Source organism: Kitasatospora sp. SUK 42 (genome assembly GCF_015776785.2).
In the GTDB taxonomy this organism is placed as follows: Bacteria; Actinomycetota; Actinomycetes; order Streptomycetales; family Streptomycetaceae; genus Kitasatospora.
This window is the reverse complement of the sequence record NZ_LFMD02000002.1, coordinates 131589-153774: the sequence shown is the minus strand read 5'-3', so window position 1 is coordinate 153774 and position 22186 is coordinate 131589. Positions and strand designations below refer to the sequence as shown.

Here is a 22186-nt window from a genome sequence, read left to right as displayed (position 1 = left end):
GACGACTCGGGAGGGCCAACCCCAATGAGAGTTCCTCGGATCAGCCGGACCCGGTACGCGGCGGTGGGTCTCGTGCTCGCCACCGCCGGCGCCCTCGCGCTCCCGGCCGGCACCGCCGTCGCGGCGCCCGTCAGCGGCTCGACGACCGGTCCGCTGCTCAGCTACGTCGTCAACACCAAGGCCAACCACGGCCAGGTGCAGAAGGTCGAGAAGGCCGTCACCAACATCGGCGGCACCGTCGTCTACTCGTACGAGCAGATCGGCGTCGTCATCGCCCGCTCGAACGACACCAAGTTCGCCGAGAAGCTGCGCCTGGCCAGCGGCGTCGAGTCCGTCGGTGCCAGCCGCACCAAGGGCATCACCGCCGCCGACCAGGAGACGACCGAGGTCGCCGCCGAGCCGGTCGGCGCCGCCGCGAACGGCCAGGAGCCGTACGAGGCCAACCAGTGGGACATGCGCCAGATCGGTGTCGACAAGGCGCACAAGATCTCGCTCGGCAGCCGCAACGTCACCGTCGGCGTGCTGGACTCCGGCATCGACGCCACCCACGAGGACCTCGCTCCCAACGTGGACGCCTCGCAGTCGGTCTCCTGCATCGACGGCGGCAAGCCCAACACCGACTGGAAGTCCTGGCAGCCCACCACCAGCGACCACGGCACCCACGTGGCCGGCACCATCGGCGCCGCGAAGAACGGCAAGGGCATCGTCGGTGTCGCCCCGAACGTGAAGCTGGCCGCGGTCAAGGTCGTCGACGACGGCGGGTTCATCTACCCGGAGTACGCCATCTGCGGCTTCGTCTGGGCCGGTGAGCACCACTTCAAGGTGACCAACAACAGCTACTTCGTCGACCCGTGGATGTTCAACTGCCCGAACGACAAGGACCAGTCGGCGATCTCTGACGCCGTCCGCAAGGCCGTCGCGTTCTCGCAGCGCAAGGGCGTCCTCAACGTCGCCGCCGCGGGCAACGAGAACATCGACCTGGCGCACAAGACCACCGACGTGGCCAGCCCGGACGACACCACCCCCGGCTCCCGCCCGATCAACAACAACTGCCTGTCGCTGCCGACCGAGCTGCCCGGCGTCATCGCCGTCTCCGCGGTGGGCGTCAACGGCGACAAGTCGTACTACTCCAGCTACGGCAAGGGCGTCGTGACCGTCGCCGCGCCGGGTGGCGACGCGCGCCAGATCCCGAACACCCCGGACAAGAACGGTCGCATCCTGTCGACCATCCCGGGCAACAAGTACGGCTACAAGCAGGGCACTTCGATGGCCACCCCGCACGTCACCGGTGTGGTCGCGCTGCTCGCCAGCACCTTCCCGTGGGCCAGCCCGGACGAGCTCACCGAGCTGCTGACCAACCAGGCCGAGTCCCACGCCTGCCCGACCGGCGTCTACAACCCGACCGGCAACGGCCAGTACAACGCCACCTGCGAGGGCGGCGCGGACGACAACGGCTTCTACGGCGCGGGCATCATCAACGCCGAGAAGGCGGTTCAGTGGTGGCGCTGAGGCGCCGATCGCGGTGACCTCCTGGCGCTGAGGACGGAGCGCTGAGTACGGAGCACTGAGCCGGGGAGCGGGGCCCATCGGGTCCCGCTCCCCGGCGGCGTTTCGGCGCCGGCCCCGCAGCCCGTCCGAACCCCGCTTCCGGGGGCCGGAGTTCACTCGAAGTGATGCTCCCAGACCGTCTCCACCGACGGCTTGCCGTGCAGGTCCGGCACCTCCTGCAACCAGGCCGGCCGCCCGGCCCGGCTGCGGGCAGCCTGCCGCCGCTCGGCCTCGCGCAGCTGCTCCGGGGTGGCGAAGCCCTCCGGCAGCCACTCCTCGGAGAGCACCACCCGGGCGGCCAGGTGGGTGACGTACGCGTGCCGGACGGCGTCCACCGAGTCGAAGCCGGGCTCGTCGGCCAGCCACTCGTCCGGGACCAGCGCCAGCACCTCCTCCAGCAGCTCGACGGTGACCAGCGGCCCGAGGTCCTCGTCGGCCAGCCGGACGTCCGGGGCCGAGCCGCCGAGCGCGTGCGCGCTGAGGTCGTAGCGCTTGCCGACCGCCGCCTCGGCGGTGGCCCAGCGGTGGTGGAAGATCAGCGCGGCGCCGTTGTCGATCAGCCAGAGCCGCCCGTGCCAGACCACCAGGTTGGGGTTGTGGACGGTGCGGTCGACGTTGCCGGTGAGCGCGTCCAGCCAGACCACCCGCCCGGCCTCGACGGAGTCCACCGGGATCGCCCCCGGCTGGAAGTCCCGTGCGCCGGGCAGCAGGTCCATCCCGAGGTTGAGGCCGGCACTGGCCTTGAGCATGTCCTGGATCTCGGCGTCGGGCTCGTCCGCGGCCACCGCCGGGTCGAAGTCCACCAGCCGCAGCTCCGGCACCCGCAGCCCCAGCCGCCGGGCCAGCTCGCCGACGATCACCTCGGCCACCAGCGCCTTGCGCCCCTGGGCGGCACCGGTGAACTTGACCACGTACGTTCCCAGGTCGTCGGTCTCCACGATGCCAGGAACCGAGCCGCCGGCTCGCAGCGGATCCACATAGCGCAGGGCGGTCACCAGATCGAGCACACCGGCCACCCTATCCCGCCGCGTCGCGGGCGCGCCGCTGTGATTGGCTTGCCGGACAGAGCGGTACCCACCACATGAGGAGAGCAAGGTCATGGGACAGGTGCAGGCCACCACCGAGCGGGTCTACGACGCCGCCCCCGAGCGGGTGTACGAGGCGCTGGCCGACTACCAGGTGACCCGCCCGAAGCTGCTGCCCGCGCAGTACAGCGAGTACGAGGTCCGGGTCGGCGGCACCGGCGCGGGCACCCAGGTGCACTGGAAGCTGCAGGCGACCGAGAAGCGGGTGCGCGACTGCCTGTTCACCGTGTCGGCGCCCAAGCCCGACCAGCTGGTGGAGAAGGACGCCAACTCCAGCATGGTGATCACCTGGACCGTCTCGGCCGTCGGCGAGGGCCGTTCCAGGGTGACCGTCACCGCGACCTGGCAGGGCGCGACCGGCATCGGCGGCTTCTTCGAGCGCACCTTCGCGCCCAAGGGCCTGAACCGGATCCACGACCAGGTGCTGGCCAACCTGGCCGCCGAGGTCCGCTGAGCGGTCCGCCGAACCCGGACCCCGACGGGATTCCGGTGAGCCGGGCGAATCGCCCGGAATGTCGAGTGGTCCGTCCACCCGTACGACTCGAAAGCCGTACGGGTGGACGGACCGCCCCCTGCGGGTGACGGGGGCCGTCCGGCGCGGGGGAGCCACCCTAGGCTCGCCGCCGTGCATATGACGATCCTTCACATTTCGCAGCCGGTGGACGGCGGGGTGGCCCGCGTCGTCGCCGATCTGGTCCGGGGGCAGCGCGAGGCCGGACACCGGGTGCTGGTCGCCTGCCCGACCGGCGGCCGACTGGCCGAGGAGGCCGCCGCGGTGGGTGCGCTGGTCCAGGACTGGCCCGCCTCGCGCTCGCCCGGCCCGGCCACCGCCGCCGAGGCCTGGCGGCTGCGCCGGATCGTCCGGGCCGCCGCTCCCGACGTCGTCCACCTGCACAGCGCCAAGGCCGGACTGGCCGGCCGGCTGGCCGTGCGCGGCGCGGTGCCGACCGTCTTCCAGCCGCACGCCTGGTCCTTCGCCGCCGTGGACGGCGCGCTGGCCGCCGCCACCCTGCGCTGGGAGCGCTTCGCGAGCCGCTGGGCGCACCGGCTGCTGTGCGTCAGCGTCCAGGAGCGGGCCGACGGTGTGGCCGCCGGGGTGCACGCCGACTGGGCGGTGGTGCCCAACGGCGTGGACGTGCGCCACTACGCGCCCGCCGACCGCCGGGCCGCCCGGATCGCGCTCGGCCTCGACCTGGACGCCCCGCTCGCGGTCTGTGTCGGGCGGTTGTGCCGGCAGAAGGGCCAGGACGTGCTGCTGGCCGCCTGGCCGGAGGTGCTGCGCCGGGTGCCGCAGGCCCGGCTGGCGCTGGTCGGCGGCGGGCCGGAGGAGCAGCGGGTGGCGGAGCTGGTCCGGGGGACGGCCGGCCCGAGCCGGGTCCGGCTGGTGGGGGACGTGCCGGACCCCCGCCCGTGGCTGGCGGCGGCCGATCTGGTGGTGCTGCCCTCGCGCTGGGAGGGCATGGCGCTGGCGCCGCTGGAGGCGATGGCGGCCGCCCGTCCGGTGCTGCTGACCGATGTGCCGGGTGCCCGGGAGTGCCTCCCGCCGGCCGAGTGGGCGCAGTCGGTCGTACCGCCCGAGGACGTGACCGCACTCGCCACACGGATGGCGGAAGCGCTGTCGGATCCGATCGAGTGTGAGCGGCGCGGCGCCCGGCTGCGCGACCACGTGAGGACGCGGCACGACGTGCGCACCGTGGTCGAACAGGTGGACCGCCTCTACCGCCACCTGCTGGGTGCCGGACCGGCCGCCGGGCGGCGCCGGGCCCGTGTCCCAGAGCGGATCTGATCGTTTCACATGCCGTGAATGCCCGCCGTTTCCGGTGCTGTCGTATTCGCACCCTCAGCCGGATATAGGGCGAGGCATCAAATCAGAAATACCTATTAATGGGCGGCTGGAATGAAACGGCAAGTCAACTTCCGGTCGGTGTGGCCCGGTTCGGTATTGTCGGATTTTGCCTGCTTCGTTCAGATTTCATTCCGGGGATTCGCGGCCGGGCCTTTCGCAACCGAGTCCTCCGCGACCGGTCCCTTCGCGATCGGCCCGTTCGCGGGACCACCGGCAGGAGAACCGAAGGCCGCCCGCGGCAGCAGGTGTCAGGACCGCGCCCACCGGGCCGGGACGGCCTCCCCACGCCGATCGGCGCCGGGGCGCCGTCACCCCGGGCACACAGCAGGGGAGTTCGTGCGCTGATGACCATTGACCACGACAGTGTGCCGCGATCCGGTGGGCCTCTGTCCGGCCCGCGCAGGCCCGGTACCGGGCTGCTCGACCGGCCGACCGGGACGGCGCACACCCGGACGGTGTCGACGCCCCGGCGGTACCGCACGTCGGTCCGCTCCCGGCTCGCCCTGCCGCTGGCGCTGGTCCAGGTCGATGCGATCGCGCTGTGCACCAGCACCGGCATCGCCAACCGGGCGATCGACCCGGCCGCCCCGCTCGATCCCCTGCTCGGCGTCCCCGCCGTCCTGCCCCTGCTCCTGCTGCTCAACCTGGCCGGCGGCCTCTACCGCGCCCGGCTCACCCTCTCCGTCCTGGACGAACTGCCCGCGCTGGCCGTGCGCGCCGTGGTCGCCACCGCCTTCGCCGTCACCCTGGCCGGTTGCATGGACGGCCGCTGGCCCGACTGCGGCCCGGCCACCCCGGCCCGGCTGACCGTCCTGCTCGGCGCCCAGCTGGTGATCGCCACCGTCGGCCGCGGCTTCCTCTACCACCTCGTCCGGCGGATCCGCCGCGGCCGCCCCAGTCCCGCCCTGGTGCTCGGCGCGGGCATGCTCGGCCGCAAGGTCGCCACCGCCCTCAGCGAGCACGGCGAGTACGGGATGCGCCCGGTCGGCTTCCTGGACGCCGACCCGCCGCTGCTCGCCGGAGACAGCGGCCTGCCCGTCCTCGGCGGCCGCGAGGTGCTGGAGCGCGAGGTCCGCCGCCACCGGGTCCACCACGTGATCGCCACCGCCGGCGCCGCCGACGAGGCCGAGACCGCCGCCACCCTGCGCGACGCCGCCCGACTCGGCTGCCAGGTCTGGCTGGTGCCCGAACTGCGCGAGTACGGCTCGCTGCCCGGCACCCCGATGGCCGGCGGCGACCACCTGTGGGGCTTCCCCTGCCTGCGGGTCGACCGCCCCGCGATGCGCCGCCCCGGCTGGGCCGTCAAGCGCGCCCTGGACGTCACCGTCGCCGCGTTCGGCCTGCTGCTGCTCGCCCCCGTCCTCGTCCTCTGCGCCCTGGCCGTCCGCTTCGACACCGGCCCCGGCGTGCTCTTCCGCCAGCAGCGCACCGGCCTGGACGGCAAGGTCTTCACCGTCCTGAAGTTCCGCACCCTGCGCCCGAGCAGCGAGCACGAGTCCGCCACCCGCTGGAACATCGCCCAGGACCACCGGATGGGCGCCGTCGGCCGCCTGTTGCGCAGGAGCTCGCTGGACGAGCTGCCGCAGCTGTGGAACGTCCTGCGCGGTGACATGAGCCTGGTCGGCCCGCGCCCCGAACGCCCGTACTTCGTCATGCGGTTCAGCCAGGCCTACCCCGAGTACGCGGACCGCCACCGCGTCCCGGTCGGCCTCACCGGCCTCGCCCAGGTCAACGGCCTGCGCGGGGACACCTCCATCGAGGACCGGGCCCGTTTCGACAACCGCTACATCGAGAGCTGGAGCCTCTGGCAGGACGTCAAGATCCTCTGCCGCACCGCGGTGCTGATGCTCCACCCGGACGGGAGCTGACCCCGCGTGGCCCTGACCCTTCCCGCCCTGCCGCGGCCGGCCTTACGGCGGGCCCTGCCCGCGCTCGCCGACCGGCCCAGCCTGCTCGCCGCGGCCACCGTCCTGCTGGTCTGCGTGCCCAGCGGCGAGAAGGACGTCACCGCCGCCGTCCACGTCACCGCCGCCGACGTGGCCTCGCTCGCCCTGGTCGCCCTCACCGCGCTGAACCTGCTGCGCGGACGGCTGCCCGCGCTCGGCCGCACCGCCTGCGTGCTGTTCGGCGGGATCGTGGTCTCCGCCGCCGTCGCCACCGTCGGCTCGATCGACCCGGCCACCAGCGTCACCGGCTTCGTCCGGCTCACCCAGGTGTTCGTCCTGGTGCCCGCCTCCGTGCTCTGCTCGCTGCGCGACCGCACCGACCAGCGCCTCGTCCTCGGCTCCTTCGTGCTCGCCGCGCTGATCCAGGGCGTGGTCGGCGCGGACCAGTACCTCACCCGCACCGGCGCCTCCTACACCGGCCAGCCGATCCGGGCCGTCGGCACCTTCGGCGCGCTGGACATCATGGCGATGTCCAGCGTGGTCAGCTACGGACTGCTCGCCGCCCTGGCCCTGGCCCTCGGCGAACGCGGCCCCGGCGGCGACGCCCGGCTGCGCCGTGCGATGTTCGCCGCCGCCGCCTTCCTCACCTTCCCGCTCGCCGTCTCCTTCAGCCGCGGCAGCTGGATCGCCACCGGCGCCGCCGTCCTCGTGCTGCTGCTGCGCGCCGACGCCCGGCTGCTGGTGCGCGGCGCGGTGCTGGGCCTGGCCGCCGCGGTCGTGCTGGTCGGCGGGTTCGGCCTCGGCGCCTCCGGCGTCACCGAACGGCTCAGCTCGATCGGCTCGATCTCCGCCGCCCCCGACCAGTCCGTCTCCGACCGCTACGACCTGTGGGCCACCGCCGGACGGATCTGGCAGGACCACCCCGTCCACGGCGCCGGACCGAAGTCCTTCCCGCAGCTGCGCGACGGCCACGCACCGCTGCGGCTCTCCTCCGGCAGCGACGCCGCCGACGCCACCATCGGCTTCCAGCGCGAACCGCTGCTCTCCCCGCACAACATGTACTTCCTGGTGCTCAGCGAGCAGGGCCTGATCGGCATCACCGCCTACGCCGCGCTCTTCCTCGGCCTGCTGCTCGGCTGCCTGCGCAACCGCCGCGGCCTCGGCGCGCTCGCCCTGCTCACCTGGGTGCTGGTCGACTTCCTGTACGCCGACATCGGCGGCGCCACCACCGTGCTGACCTCCGTCATCCTCGGCCTCGCCGCCCACGCCGCCGTCCGGGAGGCGGACCACCAGTGACCACCGACCGGCCGGCCGCCCTCACCCCCATCCTCCCGGCCCCGCGCAGCGCCCCCGCCCAGGAGTCCACCCCCGGGCCGCACCAGGCGCCCCGGCGCGGCTTCCTCGCCAAGGCCTTCGGCATCACCGCCCTGCTCAGCGCGGCCGGCTCCGGCCTCGGCCTGCTGCGCGACCTGCTGCTCGCCCGCTACTTCGGCGCGAACCAGGGCACCGACGCCTTCCTGGTCGCCTGGACCGTCCCGGAGACGGCCGCGCCGCTGCTGATCGAGGACGCCATGTCCTTCCTCATGGTGCCCGCCTTCGCGCTCGCCCTGGTGCTGCGGGAGGAGGACCCGGACGCCCCCGACCCGGTCCGCCAGCTGGTCCGCGCCACCCTGCCCTGGCTGCTGCTCGCCCTCAGCGGGCTCGTCCTGGCCGTCGCCCTCGGCGCCCCCCGGCTGGTCGACCTGCTCGCCCCCGGGCTCCGGGACCCGGGCCTCGCCGTCTCCTGCACCCGGATCACCGCGATCACCGTGCTGCCCTTCGGCGTGGCCGGCTACCTGGCCGCCGCCCTGCGCGCGCACCACCGCTTCACCGCCCCGGCCGGGATCTACGTCGCCTACAACCTCGGCATCCTGGCCCTGCTGCTCGGCTTCCACGCCGTCCTCGGCGTCCGCTCCGCCGCCCTCGGCGTCGCGCTCGGCAGCCTGCTGATGGCCGGCCTGCTGGTCGGCCCGTTCCTGCGCGGACTGCGCCGGGGCCGGTCCGCGGCCGGGCGCGGCCGGCGCTCCCGCGACACGTTGGTGCTGATGCCGCTCGCCCTGCTGCCGGTGGCGGCCTTCACCCTGACCCGGCAGTCGCAGGTCTTCGTCGAGCGCTACCTCGGCTCGGCGCTTCCGCCCGGCACCATCTCGCACCTCAACTACGCCGCCAAGGTCTCCCAACTCGCCATGACGGCGGGCATCCTGATCTGCACCGTCACCTTCCCCCTGGTCGCCAGGGCGCTCGCCGCGGGGGACCTCACCGCCGCCCGCGACCGGGTCGAGAAGGACCTCGGCCAGGCCGCGGCGGTCGTCCTGCTCGGCACCGCCTTCCTGATGGCCTGCGCGCCCTCGGTGGTCTCGCTGCTGTTCGAGCGCGGCGCCTTCGGCCCCCGGGACACCGCCGCCACCGCCGCCGTCATCCGGGTGTACAGCTTCGGCCTGCCCGCCCAGGCGCTGCTCGGTGTGATGATCCGCCCGTACTTCTCGCTGCGCCCGGTGGTCCGCCGCGCGAACGACCAGGGCACCGAGGACGGCGGCCGCCGGCTGCTGGACTGGTACCCGGTCGCCGCGATGGTGCTCGGCCTCGGCGTCACCGTCACCGTCGGTCTGCTCGCCACGCCCGGCTTCGGAGCCCTGGGCCTGGCGGCCGGCAACGCGGCCGGGATCACCACCACAGCCGGGCTGCTGCTGCACGGCCTGGTGCTGCGCGGCATCCCGCTGCGGCTGCGCCGGGTGCTCGGCGGCCACGGCCGGCTGGTCGCCGCCGCGGCCGGGGCCACCGTGCTCGGCGGCGTCGTCGCCGACCTGGCCGTCGATCCGCTGCTCTCGACCGCCCTCGGGGGTCTCACCGTGGCGCTGGTCTTCGCCGCTCTCGGCACCCTCCTCGGCGCCCGCGAGGTGCGCGGCCCGCTCCTCGCCGTCGCCCGACTCAGGCTCGCCCCGAACCCGCCAACCGCCGCCGATGAAGGGAAGCCTCCCCATGGACAATGAACGGGGAACCGTCCGTTCGGCCCGGGCGGGCGTCACCAACGCCCCGCCCGCCCGGGCGCGACTGCCCAGGAGCCGCCGCCCGGTCGGCGAACCGGCCGCACCGGGGTCCTCCTGGCCGTGGATCCTGATGTACCACTCGGTGGCGGTCGAGGAGGAGGACCCGTACCAACTCACCGTCAGCCCCGATCGGTTCGCCGAGCAGATCGCCTGGCTGCACCGGCGCGGGCGGCGCGGCGTCTCGGTCCGCGAGCTGATCCGGGCCCGCGAGCTCGGCCGCGACGACGGGCTGGTCGGGCTGACCTTCGACGACGGCTACGCGGACTTCGCCCGGTACGCCGTACCGATCCTGCAGGCGTACGGCTTCACCGCCACCGCGTACGTGGTCGCCGACCTGCTCGGCCAGGACAACGGCTGGGACGCCGAGGGCCCGCGCAAGAAGCTGCTCACCGTCCCGGAGGTCACCGAACTCGCCGCCGCGGGTTGGGAGATCGGCTCGCACGGCCTCGGCCACCAGGCGCTGCCCGGCCTGTCCGCCGAGACCCTCGCGGCGCAGACCCGGGAGAGCCGGCGGTTGCTGGAGGAGGTCGTCGGCGGCCCGGTCACCGGCTTCTGCTACCCGTACGGCGCCGTCGACCTGCCGGCCGCCCAGGCCGTCCACGACGCCGGGTACGACTACGCCTGCGCCATCGCGCACTCCCCGCTCACCGGCCGCTTCGCCCTGCCGCGCTGCTACGTCGGCGCCCGCGACGGCGCCTGGCGGTTGCGGGCCAAGCGCGGCCGCCACCGGCTGCGCGACACCGTCGCCCGGCTGCGGCGCGGGCGGAGGGGGGCCAGGCCGTGAGGGTCCTGCACATCGTCACCGGGCTCGCCTCCGGCGGAGCCGAGCGCCAACTCCAGCTGCTGCTGCGCCACTTGCCGCCGCACCAGCGCTGCGAGGTGCTGACGCTGACCAACCCCGGCGCGGTGGCCCGGGCGCTGCGCGCCGACGGTGTGACCGTGCACCACCTCGGCATGCGCGGCAACCGGGACCTCGGCGCACTGCCCCGGCTGGTCCGGCTGGTCCGGGCCGGCCGCTACGACCTGGTGCACACCCACCTCTACCGGGCGCAGCTGTACGGCCGGCTGGCAGCCCGGCTGGCCGGGGTGCGCGCGGTGGTCTCCACCGAGCACTCGCTGCACGCCGGGGTGATCGAGGGCCGCCCGGTCACCCGGGGCGTCAAGGGCCTCTACCTGGCGGCCGAACGGCTCGGCAGCACCACCGTCGCGGTCTCCCGGCAGGTCGCCCAGACGCTGCGCTCCTGGGGCGTCCCGCCGGCCCGGATCGAGCTGATCCCGAACGGCATCGACGTCGCCGGCTACCGCCGCCCGCCCGCCGAACGCTCCGCCGCCCGCCGCCGGGTACGGGCCGAACTCGGCCTGCCGGAGGGCGGTTGGGTGGTCGGCGGGATCGGCCGGCTGGCCCCCGGCAAGCGCTTCGAGGTGCTGCTGGAAGCCCTGGTCGACCTCGACCCGGCCACCCGGCTGGTCCTGGTCGGCGAGGGCCCCGAGCGTGCCGCACTGGAGCGCCGGGCCGCCGAACTCGGCGTCCGGGAAAGGCTGGTGCTCACCGGCGAGCGCGACGACGTCCCCGACCTGCTGGCCGCCATGGACGTGCTCGCCTCCCCCTCCACCGCGGAGACCTTCGGCCTCGGCGTCCTGGAGGGCCTCGCCGCAGGGCTGCCGGTGCGGCACAGCGCCTGCCCCGCGCTCGACGAACTGCCGCCCAGCGCCGCCCCGCAGGCCCGCCGGATCCCCTCCGAGCCCGCCGCGTACACCGCCGCGCTGCGCGACCTGCGGCAGCTGAGCGGCCACACCGCCGACCCGCTGCCGCACCCGCCGGCCGTCGGCCACTACGACATCGCCCGGGTCGCCGCCGACCTGGGCGCCCTCTACGACCGGCTGGCCCGCGTCTGACCGCCCGCCGCCGGAACCGCCGTACCAGACCCAAGGAGCAACACCCATGACCACACCGCGCCGAAGCGCCCGTCGCCTGGTCCGCCGCTGGTGGCCGGTGGCGCTCGCGGTGCCGCTGGGCGCCGCGGCCGGCGGCGGGTACGCCGTCGTCTCGCACCCCTCGTACACCGCCACCGCCTACGTCCTCGTGGCGCCGCAGAACCCGGGGGAGTCCATGACCGCGACCAACTTCGCGCAGGCGTACGGGCGGCTCGCCGGCCAGCCGCAGGTGCTCGCGGTCGCCGCCGCCGAGACCGGCCACACCCGGGCCGAGCTGGCGACCCTGGTGCACGGGACGACCTCCCCGGACGCCCCGATGATCGAGATCAGCGGCACCGGGCGGCGCCCCCGGGATGCGGCCAGGACCGCCGACGCGGTGGCCGAGTCGCTGGTCGCCTTCGCCAACACCAGCAGCAAGGACACCAACGTCCGGCTGGTGACGCTGGCACCGGCCGCCGCGCCGGACAAGCCGACCACTCCCTCGGGCAGGTTGGACGTGGCGGTCGGCGCGGCGGCGGGGGTGCTGCTCGGGTCGCTGGTGATGATGACCCGCCGCCGGGGACCGGCCGCCGCTGAGCCCGCCGTCGCCGAGGCCGCGACCGGGCCCTCTGCTGAGGCCGATGCCGTGGAGCCCGTCGCCGTCGAGCCCGTTGCCGCGGAGTCGGCCGCCGTCGAGCCCGACGCCGTGGAGCCCGTTGCCGCGGAGTCGGCCGCCGTCGAGCCCGACGCCGTGGAGCCTGTCGCCGTCGAGCCCGTCGCCGCCGAGCCGGGCGCCGTCGAGGCCCCGTCGGCCCCGGAGCCGCCCGAGGCGGAGACCCCGGCCCCGACCCCGCCGCGCCAGCGCACCGAGGAGCAGCCGGTCGAGCCGAAGGAGCCGCAGGAACCCCGGGCCGGGGCGGAGACCGAGCCCGGGACCGAGCCCGAGTCGTCGCAGGAGCCGTCGGCGAAGGCGAAGAAGAAGGCCGACGCCGGGAGCGAACGATGAGCACCGAGGCCCGCGCCTCCCGCCCGCCGGCGCGGGCGGCCGTGCCGGTCTGGACCACCGAGCTGCGCCGCGAGGACGACGCCCTGGACACCCTCGCCGAGGAGTGGGACGACCTGGCAGCCCGCTGCCGGACCGCCACCTTCTTCCAGGCCGCCGACTGGCAGCGCTCCTGGTGGCGCCACTACGGCCGCCCCGGCGCGCTGCTGGTGGTGCTGGTCCGCCGGGACGGCCGACTGGTCGGCGCGGGCGCCTTCCTGCGGCGCGGCGGCCCGTTCGGCGGGCTGACCGGCCTGGGCGCCGGGCTGGTCGACTACACCGACGTCCTGCTCGACGACGGGTGCGCCGACCGGGCCGCCGCCGAGTTCGCCGCCGCCCTGCCGCTCACCCGCCCCTGGCACTGGCTGGAGCTGCGCGAGGTGCACCCCGAGGCGGCGGCGCAGCGGGTGTACGCGCACTGGCGCGGGACCCGGCGCCGCTACCGGGACTCGCTCTGCCAGTACCTCCCGGCCGTCCCGATGGAGCGGCTGCTCAAGCGGGTGCCCGGCAAGACCGCCCAGCGCAGCCGGGTGAAGCTGCGCAAGATCGCCGAGGCCGGGGTGCAGGTGCGCAGCACGCCGGTGGCCGAGGTGCCCGCCGCGCTGGAGGGGCTGCTGAGGCTGCACTTCCTCCAGTGGCAGGAGCGCGGCGTCACCGCCGAGCACCGCACCGAGCGCTTCGCCCGGCACCTGACCGAGTCCACCACCGGCCTGGTCGCCACCGGCCGGGCCGCCGTTCACCGGTTCCACCTGGACGGCGAACTGGTCGCGGTGAACCTGCTGCTGCTCTGCCCGTCCTTCGGCGGGCTGTACATGTACGGCGCGCACCCGGTGCTGCGCGAGCGGCTGGACATCGCCGGGCTGCTGTTCAGCGCCGCCCTGGACGAGACGGTCGGCGCGGGCGTCCCGCTGCTCGGCCTGCTGCGCGGTCAGGAGCCGTACAAGCAGCGCTGGCGTCCGGACCGACTCGCCAACCAGCGGCTGCTGCTGGGCCCGGTGGGAGCGGCCCCCGCGGCCGCCGTCCGGGCCGGTGCGGTGCGCCTGCGGCAGTCGGCGGCGCAGGTGCTGGGCACCCGCTTCCCCCGGCTCAAGCAGGCCTTGCTGGCCCGCCGCCGGGGCTGACGGGCGCTCACCGCCGCGAGGGCGTTCCCGCCGCCGAGGGGCTGTGCGGCGGCGGGGACGCCGGGGGACGCGCCGAGGGGCCGGCCGGCCCGTCCACCCTGACGGGCAGGGCCGGCGGGGTGGGCAGGGTAAGCGGGGTGGGGAGGACGGGTGCGGCCGGGGCCCCGGGCATCGCCGGCGCCCCCCTCGACCCGGACATCAGCTGCTTGAACAGCGAGGCCGAGCGCGGATTGCGGTCACACCGGAAGAAGCCGTGCGGACAGTAGTCGGTGACGGTCTGGTAGGCGGTGTCGTGGGTGCGCATCCAGTCGACCATCCGCTGCACGAACTCGGGGTTGTCGCCGTTGCGGAACAACCCCCACTCCGGGTACGAGACCGGCTTGCCGCGCTTGGCGGCGAACTCGACCTGGTCCTGAAGGCCGTACGGCTCGCGCACGTAGTCGTCGAAGGTGCTCCCGGCCGGCTGGTCGTAGTTGTCCATGCCGATGATGTCGACCACGTCGTCGCCCGGATAGCACCTGGTCCACGGGATCGCGTCCAGGCCCCGGCTCGGGGCGAAGTCGAAGCGGAACCGCTGCCCGGGCACCGAGCGCATCGCCCCGACGATCCGCCGCCAGTACGCCTTCCACGCGGTGGGGTCGGGCTTGCAGCGGTGGGTGTAGGTGACGCCGTTCATCTCCCAGCCGAGGGTGAGGACGGTGTCCGCGCCGCCGCTCGCGACCAGTCGGCGGGCGAGCCGCAGGAAGTGCCCGTCGAAGTCCCCGCGCGCGCCCTGGTCGAGCAGCTTGGCGACCTCGGCGTCCGGCACGTTCCCCTCGTTGGGCACCAGCATCGGCACGCCGAGCACCAGCATCCGGGACGGGTCGACCAGCCGCCACTGCGACCACATGCCGAGCACCAGCGGGTCGCCCTCGACGTCGCTCCAGTCGTTGCCCGCCAGATAGGTGTGGCCGACCTGCATGTTCGCGTCGCCCAGCCACTGCGCGTACTGGCCGATCTGCGGGATGTACTGGTCCCAGGAGCCGACGAAGGCGCCGAAGGGCGGTTCGTGCGGGGGCTGCTGGACCGGCGGGCGGGGGACGACGGGGCGGGGCTCGAAGGTGTCCGAGGGGAAGGCGTGCCGTTCGGTCTGGCTGAGCGGCGTCCCGGCCGGGACGCTGGCCGTGGCCATCAGCAGCAGGGCGGCGGCGGCCAGCGCCAAGCGGCCGATTCGCATGGTCTCTCCTCCGGACGTCGCGAGACGGGGGCGGACGTGACGACGTGAGCGGACGGTGGCGCCACGCTCGCCGACAGTAGGCCCGACGGAGCACGGAAATGCCGAATGTCACCCTAAAGTGGGCGATATTCGAACGCCGTCCGTCACGAGGCCCGCGTGGCGAGGCCCGCATGTATCAGCTCTGTAACGGTCCGGCCGGCCTCCCGCGGCCCGCTCCGCGACCCCCGGCGACCCGGCCGGGGAGCCGACGGCGCAGGTCGGCGGGCGGGCGTGCGGTACGGGCGCGCACGGGCGGGCCCAGGGGCGGTGCGGCGGGCCGACACCGATTCCGGGCTGACTCGCGCGCCCGGCGAAAGGTACGCTCCGGCCGTGTCCTGGAAGCCGCTGCGTGTACTCACCCCCCGCTCGATCCTGCCTGCCCTGGCGGTGATGCTGGTCCTTGCGGCCGGTGCGGCGGCGCACGCCAACAAGCCGGTGCCGTTCGGCGACCGGGTGGCGGGGCCGAGCGGCGCGGAGGCGACCCCGGTGAACTCGGAGTCGCTCAGCGCGGCCGACCTGGACCTCAAGGTGGTCGGCCCCGGCCTGGAGGCGTACCACAAGCAGACCGGCGAGCGGGCCTGGTCGTACCGCCGCGAGGGCGCCGAGGCGCTCTACCTGGCGATGGCCGGGGACAACGCGATCGTGGTCTGGGACGACGGCCTGATCACCTCGGTGCGACCCGGCGACCACGAGGTGCGCTGGCACCGCGCCGTGCCGGGCCTCGCGGACTACCTGCGCGGCGACGGCGAGCCCGGCGCCGACAAGCGGACCGACGCGCAGCGCAAGCAGGCCGCCGTGCAGCGGGCCGCCGCCGCGCTGCACACCGTCCAGCGGGACGGCTCGCCCTGGCTTGCCGTGGTGACGCCGAACCTGACCATGGGCCTGCGCGACGCCGACGGCGACCTGCGCTACAACGACCGGCCGTCCAGCGGCTGCCTCTACGACCCGCTGCGCACCGTCCACACCGACTACGCGGTGCTCATCCCGCGCAGCTGCACCAACAGCAGCGGGCAGGCCGTCTCCGGCGGCATCACCGGCTACCGGCTGGACAGCAACGGCTGGGCGATGAGCGCCGGCCCGACGGCGACGGTCAAGGTGCTGGACGCCGCCCGGGTGGAGGTCACCGACGGCCCGATCGTCCCGCCGAAGGTGTTCGACACCAAGGCGGCCGCGCCCGAGACGGCCTGCGGCAGCCTGGACGCGCCGTTCGCCGCGGTCCGCCCGCAGGGCGGCTGCGCGGACCCGTCGGCCGCCCCGGCCTCGGACGCCCCCGCCGCCCCGGCGCCGACCGGGGGAGACCAGCCGCAGCAGTAGGGCCCGTCTCCCGGGTTCTGCCGGACCCGGCAAGGACCCGGGAGCCAGGCCCGAGGCCCTGGTGCCCCGAGGCCCTGGTACCCCGGGGCGGTAGTCCCCGGGGTGTTCCGCGCGGCCCGGTAGACTGGCCGCCATGGCTATCTTCTCCGGGCAATAGCGGGCGGCGGCGCCCCCATCCACCGCGCCGACCGCCGATGAAGCCCCCTTTCCGCTGCCCGGGTCCGCACCCGGCCGCCCGCCCACGTCCCAGGAGTAGTCCCCAGCCATGATTTCCGCCAACGCCCTTGAGCTGCGTGCCGGTGCCCGGATCCTGATCGAGTCCGCGAGCTTCAAGGTCGCCGCCGGCGACCGGATCGGCCTGGTCGGGCGCAACGGCGCCGGCAAGACCACGCTCACCAAGGTGCTGGCCGGCGAGGGCCTGCCCGCCGCCGGTACCGTCACCCGCTCGGGAGAGGTCGGCTACCTGCCGCAGGACCCGCGCACCGGCGACCTCGACGTGCTCGCCAAGGACCGCATCCTGTCCGCCCGGGGCCTCGACACCGTGCTGAAGAAGATGCGCGAGAACGAGGACCGGATGGCCAACGGCAAGGGCGCCACCCGGGACAACGCGATGAAGAAGTACGCGCGCCTGGAGACCGAGTTCCTGACCAAGGGCGGGTACGCGGCCGAGGCCGAGGCCGCCACCATCGCGGCCGCGCTGGGCCTGCCGGACCGCATCCTCGGCCAGCCGCTGCACACCCTCTCCGGTGGTCAGCGCCGCCGCGTCGAGCTGGCCCGGATCCTCTTCTCGGACTCCGACGTGCTGCTGCTCGACGAGCCCACCAACCACCTGGACGCGGACTCGATCGTCTGGCTGCGGGACTTCCTGAAGACCTACAAGGGCGGCTTCATCGTCATCTCGCACGACGTCGACCTGGTCGAGACGGTCGTCAACAAGGTCTTCTACCTGGACGCCAACCGCTCCTGCATCGACGTCTACAACATGGGCTGGAAGCAGTACCAGCAGCAGCGCGAGGACGACGAGAAGCGCCGCAAGCGCGAGCGGGCCAACGCGGAGAAGAAGGCCGCGACCCTGAACGCCCAGGCCGACAAGATGCGCGCCAAGGCGACCAAGACGGTGGCCGCGCAGAACATGGCCCGCCGCGCCGACAAGCTGCTCTCCGGCCTGGAGCAGGTGCGCCAGAACGACAAGGTCGCCAAGCTGCGCTTCCCGGAGCCGGCCCCCTGCGGCAAGACGCCGCTGACCGCGAGCGGCCTGTCCAAGTCGTACGGCTCGCTGGAGATCTTCACCGACGTGGACCTGGCGATCGACCGGGGCTCCCGGGTCGTCGTGCTGGGCTTCAACGGCGCCGGCAAGACCACCCTGCTGCGGATGCTGGCGGGGGTGGAGCAGCCGGACACCGGCGAGGTGGTCCCGGGCCACGGCCTGAAGATCGGCTACTACGCCCAGGAGCACGAGACGCTCGACCCGGACCGCAGCGTCCTGGAGAACATGCGCTCGGCCGCGCCGGACACGGACCTGGTGCAGATCCGCAAGATCCTCGGCTCGTTCCTGTTCTCCGGCGACGACGTGGACAAGCCGGCCGGGGTGCTCTCCGGTGGTGAGAAGACCCGTCTGGCGCTGGCCACCCTGGTGGTCTCCTCCGCCAACGTGCTGCTGCTGGACGAGCCCACCAACAACCTCGACCCGGCCAGCCGCGAGGAGATCCTGGGCGCGCTGCGCGAGTTCTCCGGTGCGGTCGTCCTGGTCACCCACGACGAGGGCGCGGTCGAAGCGCTCCAGCCGGAGCGGATCATCCTGCTGCCCGACGGGGTGGAGGACCTGTGGAACCCGTCCTACGCCGATCTGGTCTCGCTGGCCTGACCGGAAGTAGACGCCCCATCCGCTTTTCGGACCAGAATATCTAGTCCTTTCGGCGTGTCCGGGAATGAAGAAGACCCGGATTCCGTTTAAGGACTTCCCGTCGGCCCGCCACTCGATCGTGGTCGGGCCGACGTTGCTGATCAGCCCTTTTTCAGCGAATGGCGGCAGCCGCCCGGGGGCGTGCACTCTGCGTGAGCGCCCCAGTGCACTCGGAACACCACCGCAGGACTGCGCATTTGCGACATCGACCTTGTCGAATGGGTGGCCAGGACGCGGTGGATGGGTGATCATGGGAATCTGACCGAGCAACGCTACGAGGAGGCACGGGTGGCCGAGACTCTGAAAAAGGGCAGCCGGGTGACCGGTGCCGCGCGTGAGAAGCTCGCGGCCGATCTCAAGAAGAAGTACGACTCCGGGGCGAGCATTCGCGCTCTCGCGGAGGAGACCGGTCGTTCGTACGGCTTCGTGCACCGGATGCTGAGCGAGTCCGGAGTGATCCTCCGGGGCCGCGGCGGTGCCACGCGGGGCAAGAACAAGGCGACTGCCGGAGCCAATTCCTGACTCTTCGTCAGGTCTGGGCCGGATGACGCGGCGGCACGGCGCCGGCCGAGGAGACGACAGCTGACAGCGGCTGGGCGTCCGCCCTCGGACCGAGCGGACCGGCCGCCGATCGTCATGTCCGGGTGTCCGTCGCGCACCCGGCGCCGACCTTTCCGGGCCGGGGCCCTGCCCAGTCGCGTCCAGGTTTGTTACTCTCCGGTAGCCAAGTCCCTCGCCACCGGAGGTTCCCGCATGACCGCTCCCGTCACCGACCCGCAGGCCCCGAGCTGGGAGCGGGACGGCGTCCGCCTGGAGATCGACGGCGAACTCGCCGTCGTCACCCTCTGTCAGCCCAAGCGGCGCAACGCGCAGTCGCCCGCGCTCTGGCGCGCCCTCGCCGCCGTCGGGCGCGAACTGCCCGGAAGCGTCCGGGTCGTGCTGCTGCGCGCGGAGGGCGTCTCCTTCTCGGCCGGGCTGGACCGGGCCATGTTCACCCCCGAGGGCATCCCCGGCGAGCCCACCTTCGTCCAGCTCGCGGGCTCCGCCGACCAGGAGCTGGACGAGGCCATCGCCTCCTACCAGGAGGCCTTCACCTGGTGGCGCCGCCCCGACCTGATCTCCATCGCCGTCGTCCAGGGCCACGCCGTCGGCGCGGGCTTCCAGCTCGCCCTCGGCTGCGACCTGCGGGTGGTGGCCGACGACGTGCAGTTCGCCATGAAGGAGACCTCGCTCGGGCTCGTCCCCGACCTGGCGGGCACCAAGCCGCTGGTCGAACTCGTCGGCTACGCCCGGGCGCTGGAGATCTGCGCGACCGGCCGCTGGGTCGGCGCCGAGGAGGCCGCCGCGATCGGGCTGGCCAACCTGGCCGTCCCCGGCACGGAGCTGGACGCCGCCGCCCGGGACCTCGCCGCCGCCCTGCTGGCCGCTCCGCGCGGCGCCGTCATCGAGACCAAGGCGCTGCTCCAGGGGGCGTCGGGCCGCTCCTACGACGAGCAGCGCTCGGCCGAACGGGCGGCGCAGGCCCGTCGGCTGCGGGAGCTCGCCGGGATCGGCGACTGACACCGGCCGGCTGCGGAGGAAACGCTTCCGACGACTGGGCCCGGCCCGGGGAACACCCCCGGGCCGGGCCCTCGGCGTTCCCGGGGGCAGGGGTGGCTCGGAGGGCGCTCCCGGCGGGCGGGGAACGCGGCGAAATGCCAGAGTTGGGGAGGTTTGCGATATAGCTGGAGCCGTACGACGGGAGATGCGCCCCCATGCCTGACACTCCGACGCCCGCGACCCTGCACAAGCACCCCGGCCACGCCCCGACCCCCGGTCCGCCCGGCGGCGCCGGCGGGGCCGGCGCCTCGGGCGCCTCGGGCGCCTCGGGCGCCTCGGGCGCCACCGGTGCGACCGGCGCGACCGGTGCGAAGCCCTCGTCCGGGCTCCCGTCCGGCGACGGCGCGAGGCCGGCGCAGGAGCGGGGGCGGACGGCGCTGGCGGTCGGGGTGGTCGAGAAGATCGCCGGGATGGCCGCCCGCGAGGTCTCCGGGATCCACGCCCTGGGATCGGGGCTGGCCCGTACCTTCGGCGCGATGCGGGACCGGGTGGGGCCCGGCGGGAAGTCCAGCGTCGGGCGCGGGATCAAGGCCGAGGTCGGCGAGAAGCAGACCGCGATCGACATCGCCCTGGTGGTGGAGTACGGCGTGGTGATCCCCGAACTCGCCCGGCAGGTGCGGGAGAACATCATCGAAGCGGTCGAGCGGATGACCGGCCTGGAGGTCGTCGAGGTCAACATCGCGGTCAACGACGTCCACCTCCCGGACGAACCGGAGTTCGAGGAGGAAGAGGAGCCGGTGCCGGCCCCGGGGCAGCGGCCGAGGCTCAAGTAGCGCCCGGCGGTCGGACCCGGCGGAGGACGAGGGAGTAGCGGATGAACCTGGCCATCGTCGGCCTGGTGGTGGGCATGGCCCTCGGCTTCGCCGGGTACTTCGGCGGATTCGCGGCGTTCCTGCTGGTGGCCGCGCTCGGGCTGGTCGGCTTCGTGGTCGGGCGGCTGCTGGAGGGCGACATCGAGCTCGGCGACCTCGGGGACCTGCTCCGCGGCCGCGACCGGCGGCGCTGATGGCGGGTTCGGGCGCCGCCGCCGTGCCCGGCCGCCGGGGGCGGCTGCGGGTCGCGGACCGGGTCTACGCCCGGATCGCCGGTCAGGCCGCCCGGGAGGTGCTCGCGGAGGCCTGGGCCGGGCGGTCGACGGCGGGGGCGCCGCCGAGGGTGTCGGTGGTGCGGCCGGGCAGCACGGTGACGGTCCGGATCGTCGTCGAACTGGCGTTCCCGGCCGACTTCGCGGGCCTGGCCCGGGGTGTGCGGGAGCGGGTGGCGGAGCGGGTGGCCGGGCTGACCGGGACCAGGGTGTCGGAAGTGGTCGTGGTGGTCGAGAAGTTGGTCCCGAGGGGAGCGTGGTGAGCGGCGAGCCGCAGGAGGCGTCCGCGGAGAGGCCGGAGAAGGCGCGGCGGCTGCGGGCCTCGCGGGCCGGGGCGGCGGCCCTGGTCTCGACGGCGGTGCTGGTGGGGGCGGGGGCGCTGCTGTACGACGTGATCGCGGTACGGGCCGGGCAGCCCGCCCGGCGGTGGCGGGCGCAGATCGCGGACGAGCTGGCCACCCGGCACCTCGACGATCTGGGGGTGCTGGTGGGCGCGGGGGTGGCGGCCCTGCTGGGCGGGTGGCTGCTCTGGCTGGCGGTCGCGCCCGGGCTGCGGCGGTGGCTGGTGCTGCGCCCGTACGGGGGGACGAGTGCGGCCGTCGACCGGGCCGGGATCGGGCACCTGCTGGCGGACCGCGCGGCGGGCCTGACCGGCATCGACCACCTGCGGATCCGGGTCGGGCGGCGGCGGGTCAGGGTGACGGTGAGCGGGCCGGCCGATCCGGCCTCGGTGCAGCGGCAACTGCGGGAGGAGCTGGCGCGGGTGGGGGTGGCGCGGCCGTTGCGGCTGGACGTGCGGACGGTGGCCGGGCCGACCGGAGGGGAGGCGGAGGGGTGAGGCGGACGGTCGTCAACCGGGTGCTGCTGGGGGTGGCGGGGGCGGTGCTGCTGGGGGCCGGGGTGCTGGTGCTGGCGGGCGGGCTGGACCTGTACCGGCGGCTGGGCGTCGATCCGCCGCGGTGGTGGCCGCTCACCTCGCCGGACCAGCCGGTGGTGAGCGAGCGGTCGCGGGTGCGCTGGGTGGCGTCCTCGTGGTGGTGGCCGACGGTGATCGGCGGGCTGTCCGTCCTGGTGGCGGGGACGGCGTGGTGGCTGGTGGCGCAGCTGCGGCGGACCGGGCTGTCGAGCATCGCGGTGCCGACGCCGGGGGTGGGCGGGCTGCGGCTGCGGGTGAGTGCGCGGGCCCTGGAGGAGGCGCTGGAACGCGGGACGGAGGTGCTGCCGGAGGTCGACCGGGCGGTGGTGCGGCTGGTGCGGGCGCCGGGGCATCCGCGGCTGCGCGGGGCCGTACGGCTGACGCCCGGCGGGGACCCGGCGGCGCTGGTGGAGCACTTCGAGGACGGGCCGCGGGGGGACGCCCTGCACAGTCTGGGGCTGGCGGAGCTGCCGGCCGAGCTGCGGGTCCGGGTGCTGCAGGAGGCCCCCGCCGAGCGTCGGCACGTCTGGCCTCGGCGGAGGCGGCGGGGGCGTTCGAGGGTGGAGTGACGCGGGCGCGTCCCTCTC

Annotated in this window: 21 protein-coding genes; 19 read left to right on the top strand and 2 right to left on the bottom strand. The window is 74.5% G+C overall.

What is annotated here, in order from left to right; all coding sequences use genetic code 11:
* Positions 1 to 24 precede the first annotated feature (24 nt).
* The gene (locus tag RZ50_RS00640) at positions 25 to 1509 is read left to right on the top strand and encodes a S8 family serine peptidase (RefSeq protein ID WP_196951022.1); all 1485 of its coding nucleotides are present in this window, start codon (positions 25 to 27) and stop codon (positions 1507 to 1509) included.
* Between the two features lie 152 nt (positions 1510 to 1661).
* Here RZ50_RS00640 and RZ50_RS00635 read toward each other — a convergent pair whose 3' ends face one another.
* The gene (locus RZ50_RS00635; protein WP_196951021.1) at positions 1662 to 2555 is read right to left on the bottom strand and encodes a HipA family kinase; all 894 of its coding nucleotides are present in this window, start codon (positions 2553 to 2555) and stop codon (positions 1662 to 1664) included.
* Between the two features lie 91 nt (positions 2556 to 2646).
* Here RZ50_RS00635 and RZ50_RS00630 point away from each other — a divergent pair, with 91 nt between their 5' ends.
* The 9 genes from RZ50_RS00630 (at position 2647) to RZ50_RS00590 (ending at position 13528) form a co-directional block, all read left to right on the top strand.
* Entirely contained in the window at positions 2647 to 3087 is a 441-nt protein-coding gene (locus tag RZ50_RS00630; protein ID WP_196951020.1) for an SRPBCC family protein, read from the top strand.
* 177 nt (positions 3088 to 3264) lie between these two features.
* Positions 3265 to 4419: a glycosyltransferase gene (locus tag RZ50_RS00625; protein ID WP_196951019.1), complete on the top strand. Its 1155-nt coding sequence runs from the start codon at positions 3265 to 3267 to the stop codon at positions 4417 to 4419.
* A 404-nt stretch (positions 4420 to 4823) separates the two neighbouring features.
* Positions 4824 to 6347 (top strand): sugar transferase, encoded by a 1524-nt coding sequence (locus tag RZ50_RS00620; RefSeq protein ID WP_196951018.1) that lies wholly within the window; start codon positions 4824 to 4826, stop codon positions 6345 to 6347.
* A gap of 6 nt (positions 6348 to 6353) precedes the next feature.
* Entirely contained in the window at positions 6354 to 7661 is a 1308-nt protein-coding gene (locus tag RZ50_RS00615) for an O-antigen ligase family protein (RefSeq protein ID WP_308271072.1), read from the top strand.
* A complete protein-coding gene (gene murJ, locus RZ50_RS00610) occupies positions 7658 to 9394 on the top strand; it encodes a murein biosynthesis integral membrane protein MurJ (RefSeq protein ID WP_196951017.1) in 1737 nt (578 codons plus the stop codon). The genes RZ50_RS00615 and murJ overlap by 4 nt, the downstream gene beginning before the upstream one ends.
* The gene (locus RZ50_RS00605) at positions 9384 to 10235 is read left to right on the top strand and encodes a polysaccharide deacetylase family protein (RefSeq protein WP_196951016.1); all 852 of its coding nucleotides are present in this window, start codon (positions 9384 to 9386) and stop codon (positions 10233 to 10235) included. The genes murJ and RZ50_RS00605 overlap by 11 nt, the downstream gene beginning before the upstream one ends.
* Positions 10232 to 11347, top strand: coding sequence for a glycosyltransferase (locus RZ50_RS00600; protein WP_196951015.1), 1116 nt, complete (start codon positions 10232 to 10234; stop codon positions 11345 to 11347). The genes RZ50_RS00605 and RZ50_RS00600 overlap by 4 nt, the downstream gene beginning before the upstream one ends.
* 46 nt (positions 11348 to 11393) lie before the next feature.
* Entirely contained in the window at positions 11394 to 12371 is a 978-nt protein-coding gene (locus tag RZ50_RS00595; RefSeq protein ID WP_196951014.1) for a Wzz/FepE/Etk N-terminal domain-containing protein, read from the top strand.
* Entirely contained in the window at positions 12368 to 13528 is a 1161-nt protein-coding gene (locus tag RZ50_RS00590; RefSeq protein WP_196951013.1) for a GNAT family N-acetyltransferase, read from the top strand. The genes RZ50_RS00595 and RZ50_RS00590 overlap by 4 nt, the downstream gene beginning before the upstream one ends.
* 7 nt (positions 13529 to 13535) lie before the next feature.
* On the opposite strand, the gene RZ50_RS00585 is transcribed toward RZ50_RS00590, so the two are convergent.
* Positions 13536 to 14744, bottom strand: coding sequence for a glycoside hydrolase family 26 protein (locus RZ50_RS00585; RefSeq protein WP_196951012.1), 1209 nt, complete (start codon positions 14742 to 14744; stop codon positions 13536 to 13538).
* A 369-nt stretch (positions 14745 to 15113) separates the two neighbouring features.
* On the opposite strand from RZ50_RS00585, the gene RZ50_RS00580 reads away from it, so the two are divergent.
* The 9 genes from RZ50_RS00580 (at position 15114) to RZ50_RS00540 (ending at position 22168) form a co-directional block, all read left to right on the top strand.
* The gene (locus tag RZ50_RS00580) at positions 15114 to 16097 is read left to right on the top strand and encodes a hypothetical protein (protein ID WP_196951011.1); all 984 of its coding nucleotides are present in this window, start codon (positions 15114 to 15116) and stop codon (positions 16095 to 16097) included.
* 265 nt (positions 16098 to 16362) lie between these two features.
* Positions 16363 to 17961, top strand: a complete 1599-nt coding sequence (locus RZ50_RS00575) for an ABC-F family ATP-binding cassette domain-containing protein (protein WP_196951010.1) — start codon at positions 16363 to 16365, stop codon at positions 17959 to 17961.
* Between the two features lie 327 nt (positions 17962 to 18288).
* Positions 18289 to 18522 (top strand): helix-turn-helix domain-containing protein, encoded by a 234-nt coding sequence (locus RZ50_RS00570; RefSeq protein WP_196951009.1) that lies wholly within the window; start codon positions 18289 to 18291, stop codon positions 18520 to 18522.
* A 231-nt stretch (positions 18523 to 18753) separates the two neighbouring features.
* On the top strand, positions 18754 to 19560 hold the full coding sequence (locus RZ50_RS00565) for an enoyl-CoA hydratase/isomerase family protein (protein WP_196951008.1): 807 nt from the start codon (positions 18754 to 18756) through the stop codon (positions 19558 to 19560).
* A gap of 194 nt (positions 19561 to 19754) precedes the next feature.
* A complete protein-coding gene (locus RZ50_RS00560; protein ID WP_254801937.1) occupies positions 19755 to 20372 on the top strand; it encodes an Asp23/Gls24 family envelope stress response protein in 618 nt (205 codons plus the stop codon).
* Between the two features lie 41 nt (positions 20373 to 20413).
* Positions 20414 to 20605, top strand: a complete 192-nt coding sequence (locus RZ50_RS00555; RefSeq protein ID WP_196951007.1) for a hypothetical protein — start codon at positions 20414 to 20416, stop codon at positions 20603 to 20605.
* Positions 20605 to 20946: a hypothetical protein gene (locus tag RZ50_RS00550; protein WP_196951006.1), complete on the top strand. Its 342-nt coding sequence runs from the start codon at positions 20605 to 20607 to the stop codon at positions 20944 to 20946. The genes RZ50_RS00555 and RZ50_RS00550 overlap by 1 nt, the downstream gene beginning before the upstream one ends.
* Entirely contained in the window at positions 20943 to 21521 is a 579-nt protein-coding gene (locus RZ50_RS30005; RefSeq protein ID WP_196951005.1) for a DUF6286 domain-containing protein, read from the top strand. The genes RZ50_RS00550 and RZ50_RS30005 overlap by 4 nt, the downstream gene beginning before the upstream one ends.
* Positions 21518 to 22168, top strand: coding sequence for an alkaline shock response membrane anchor protein AmaP (locus tag RZ50_RS00540; RefSeq protein ID WP_196951004.1), 651 nt, complete (start codon positions 21518 to 21520; stop codon positions 22166 to 22168). Before RZ50_RS30005 ends, RZ50_RS00540 begins: the two co-directional genes overlap by 4 nt.
* Positions 22169 to 22186 lie beyond the last annotated feature (18 nt).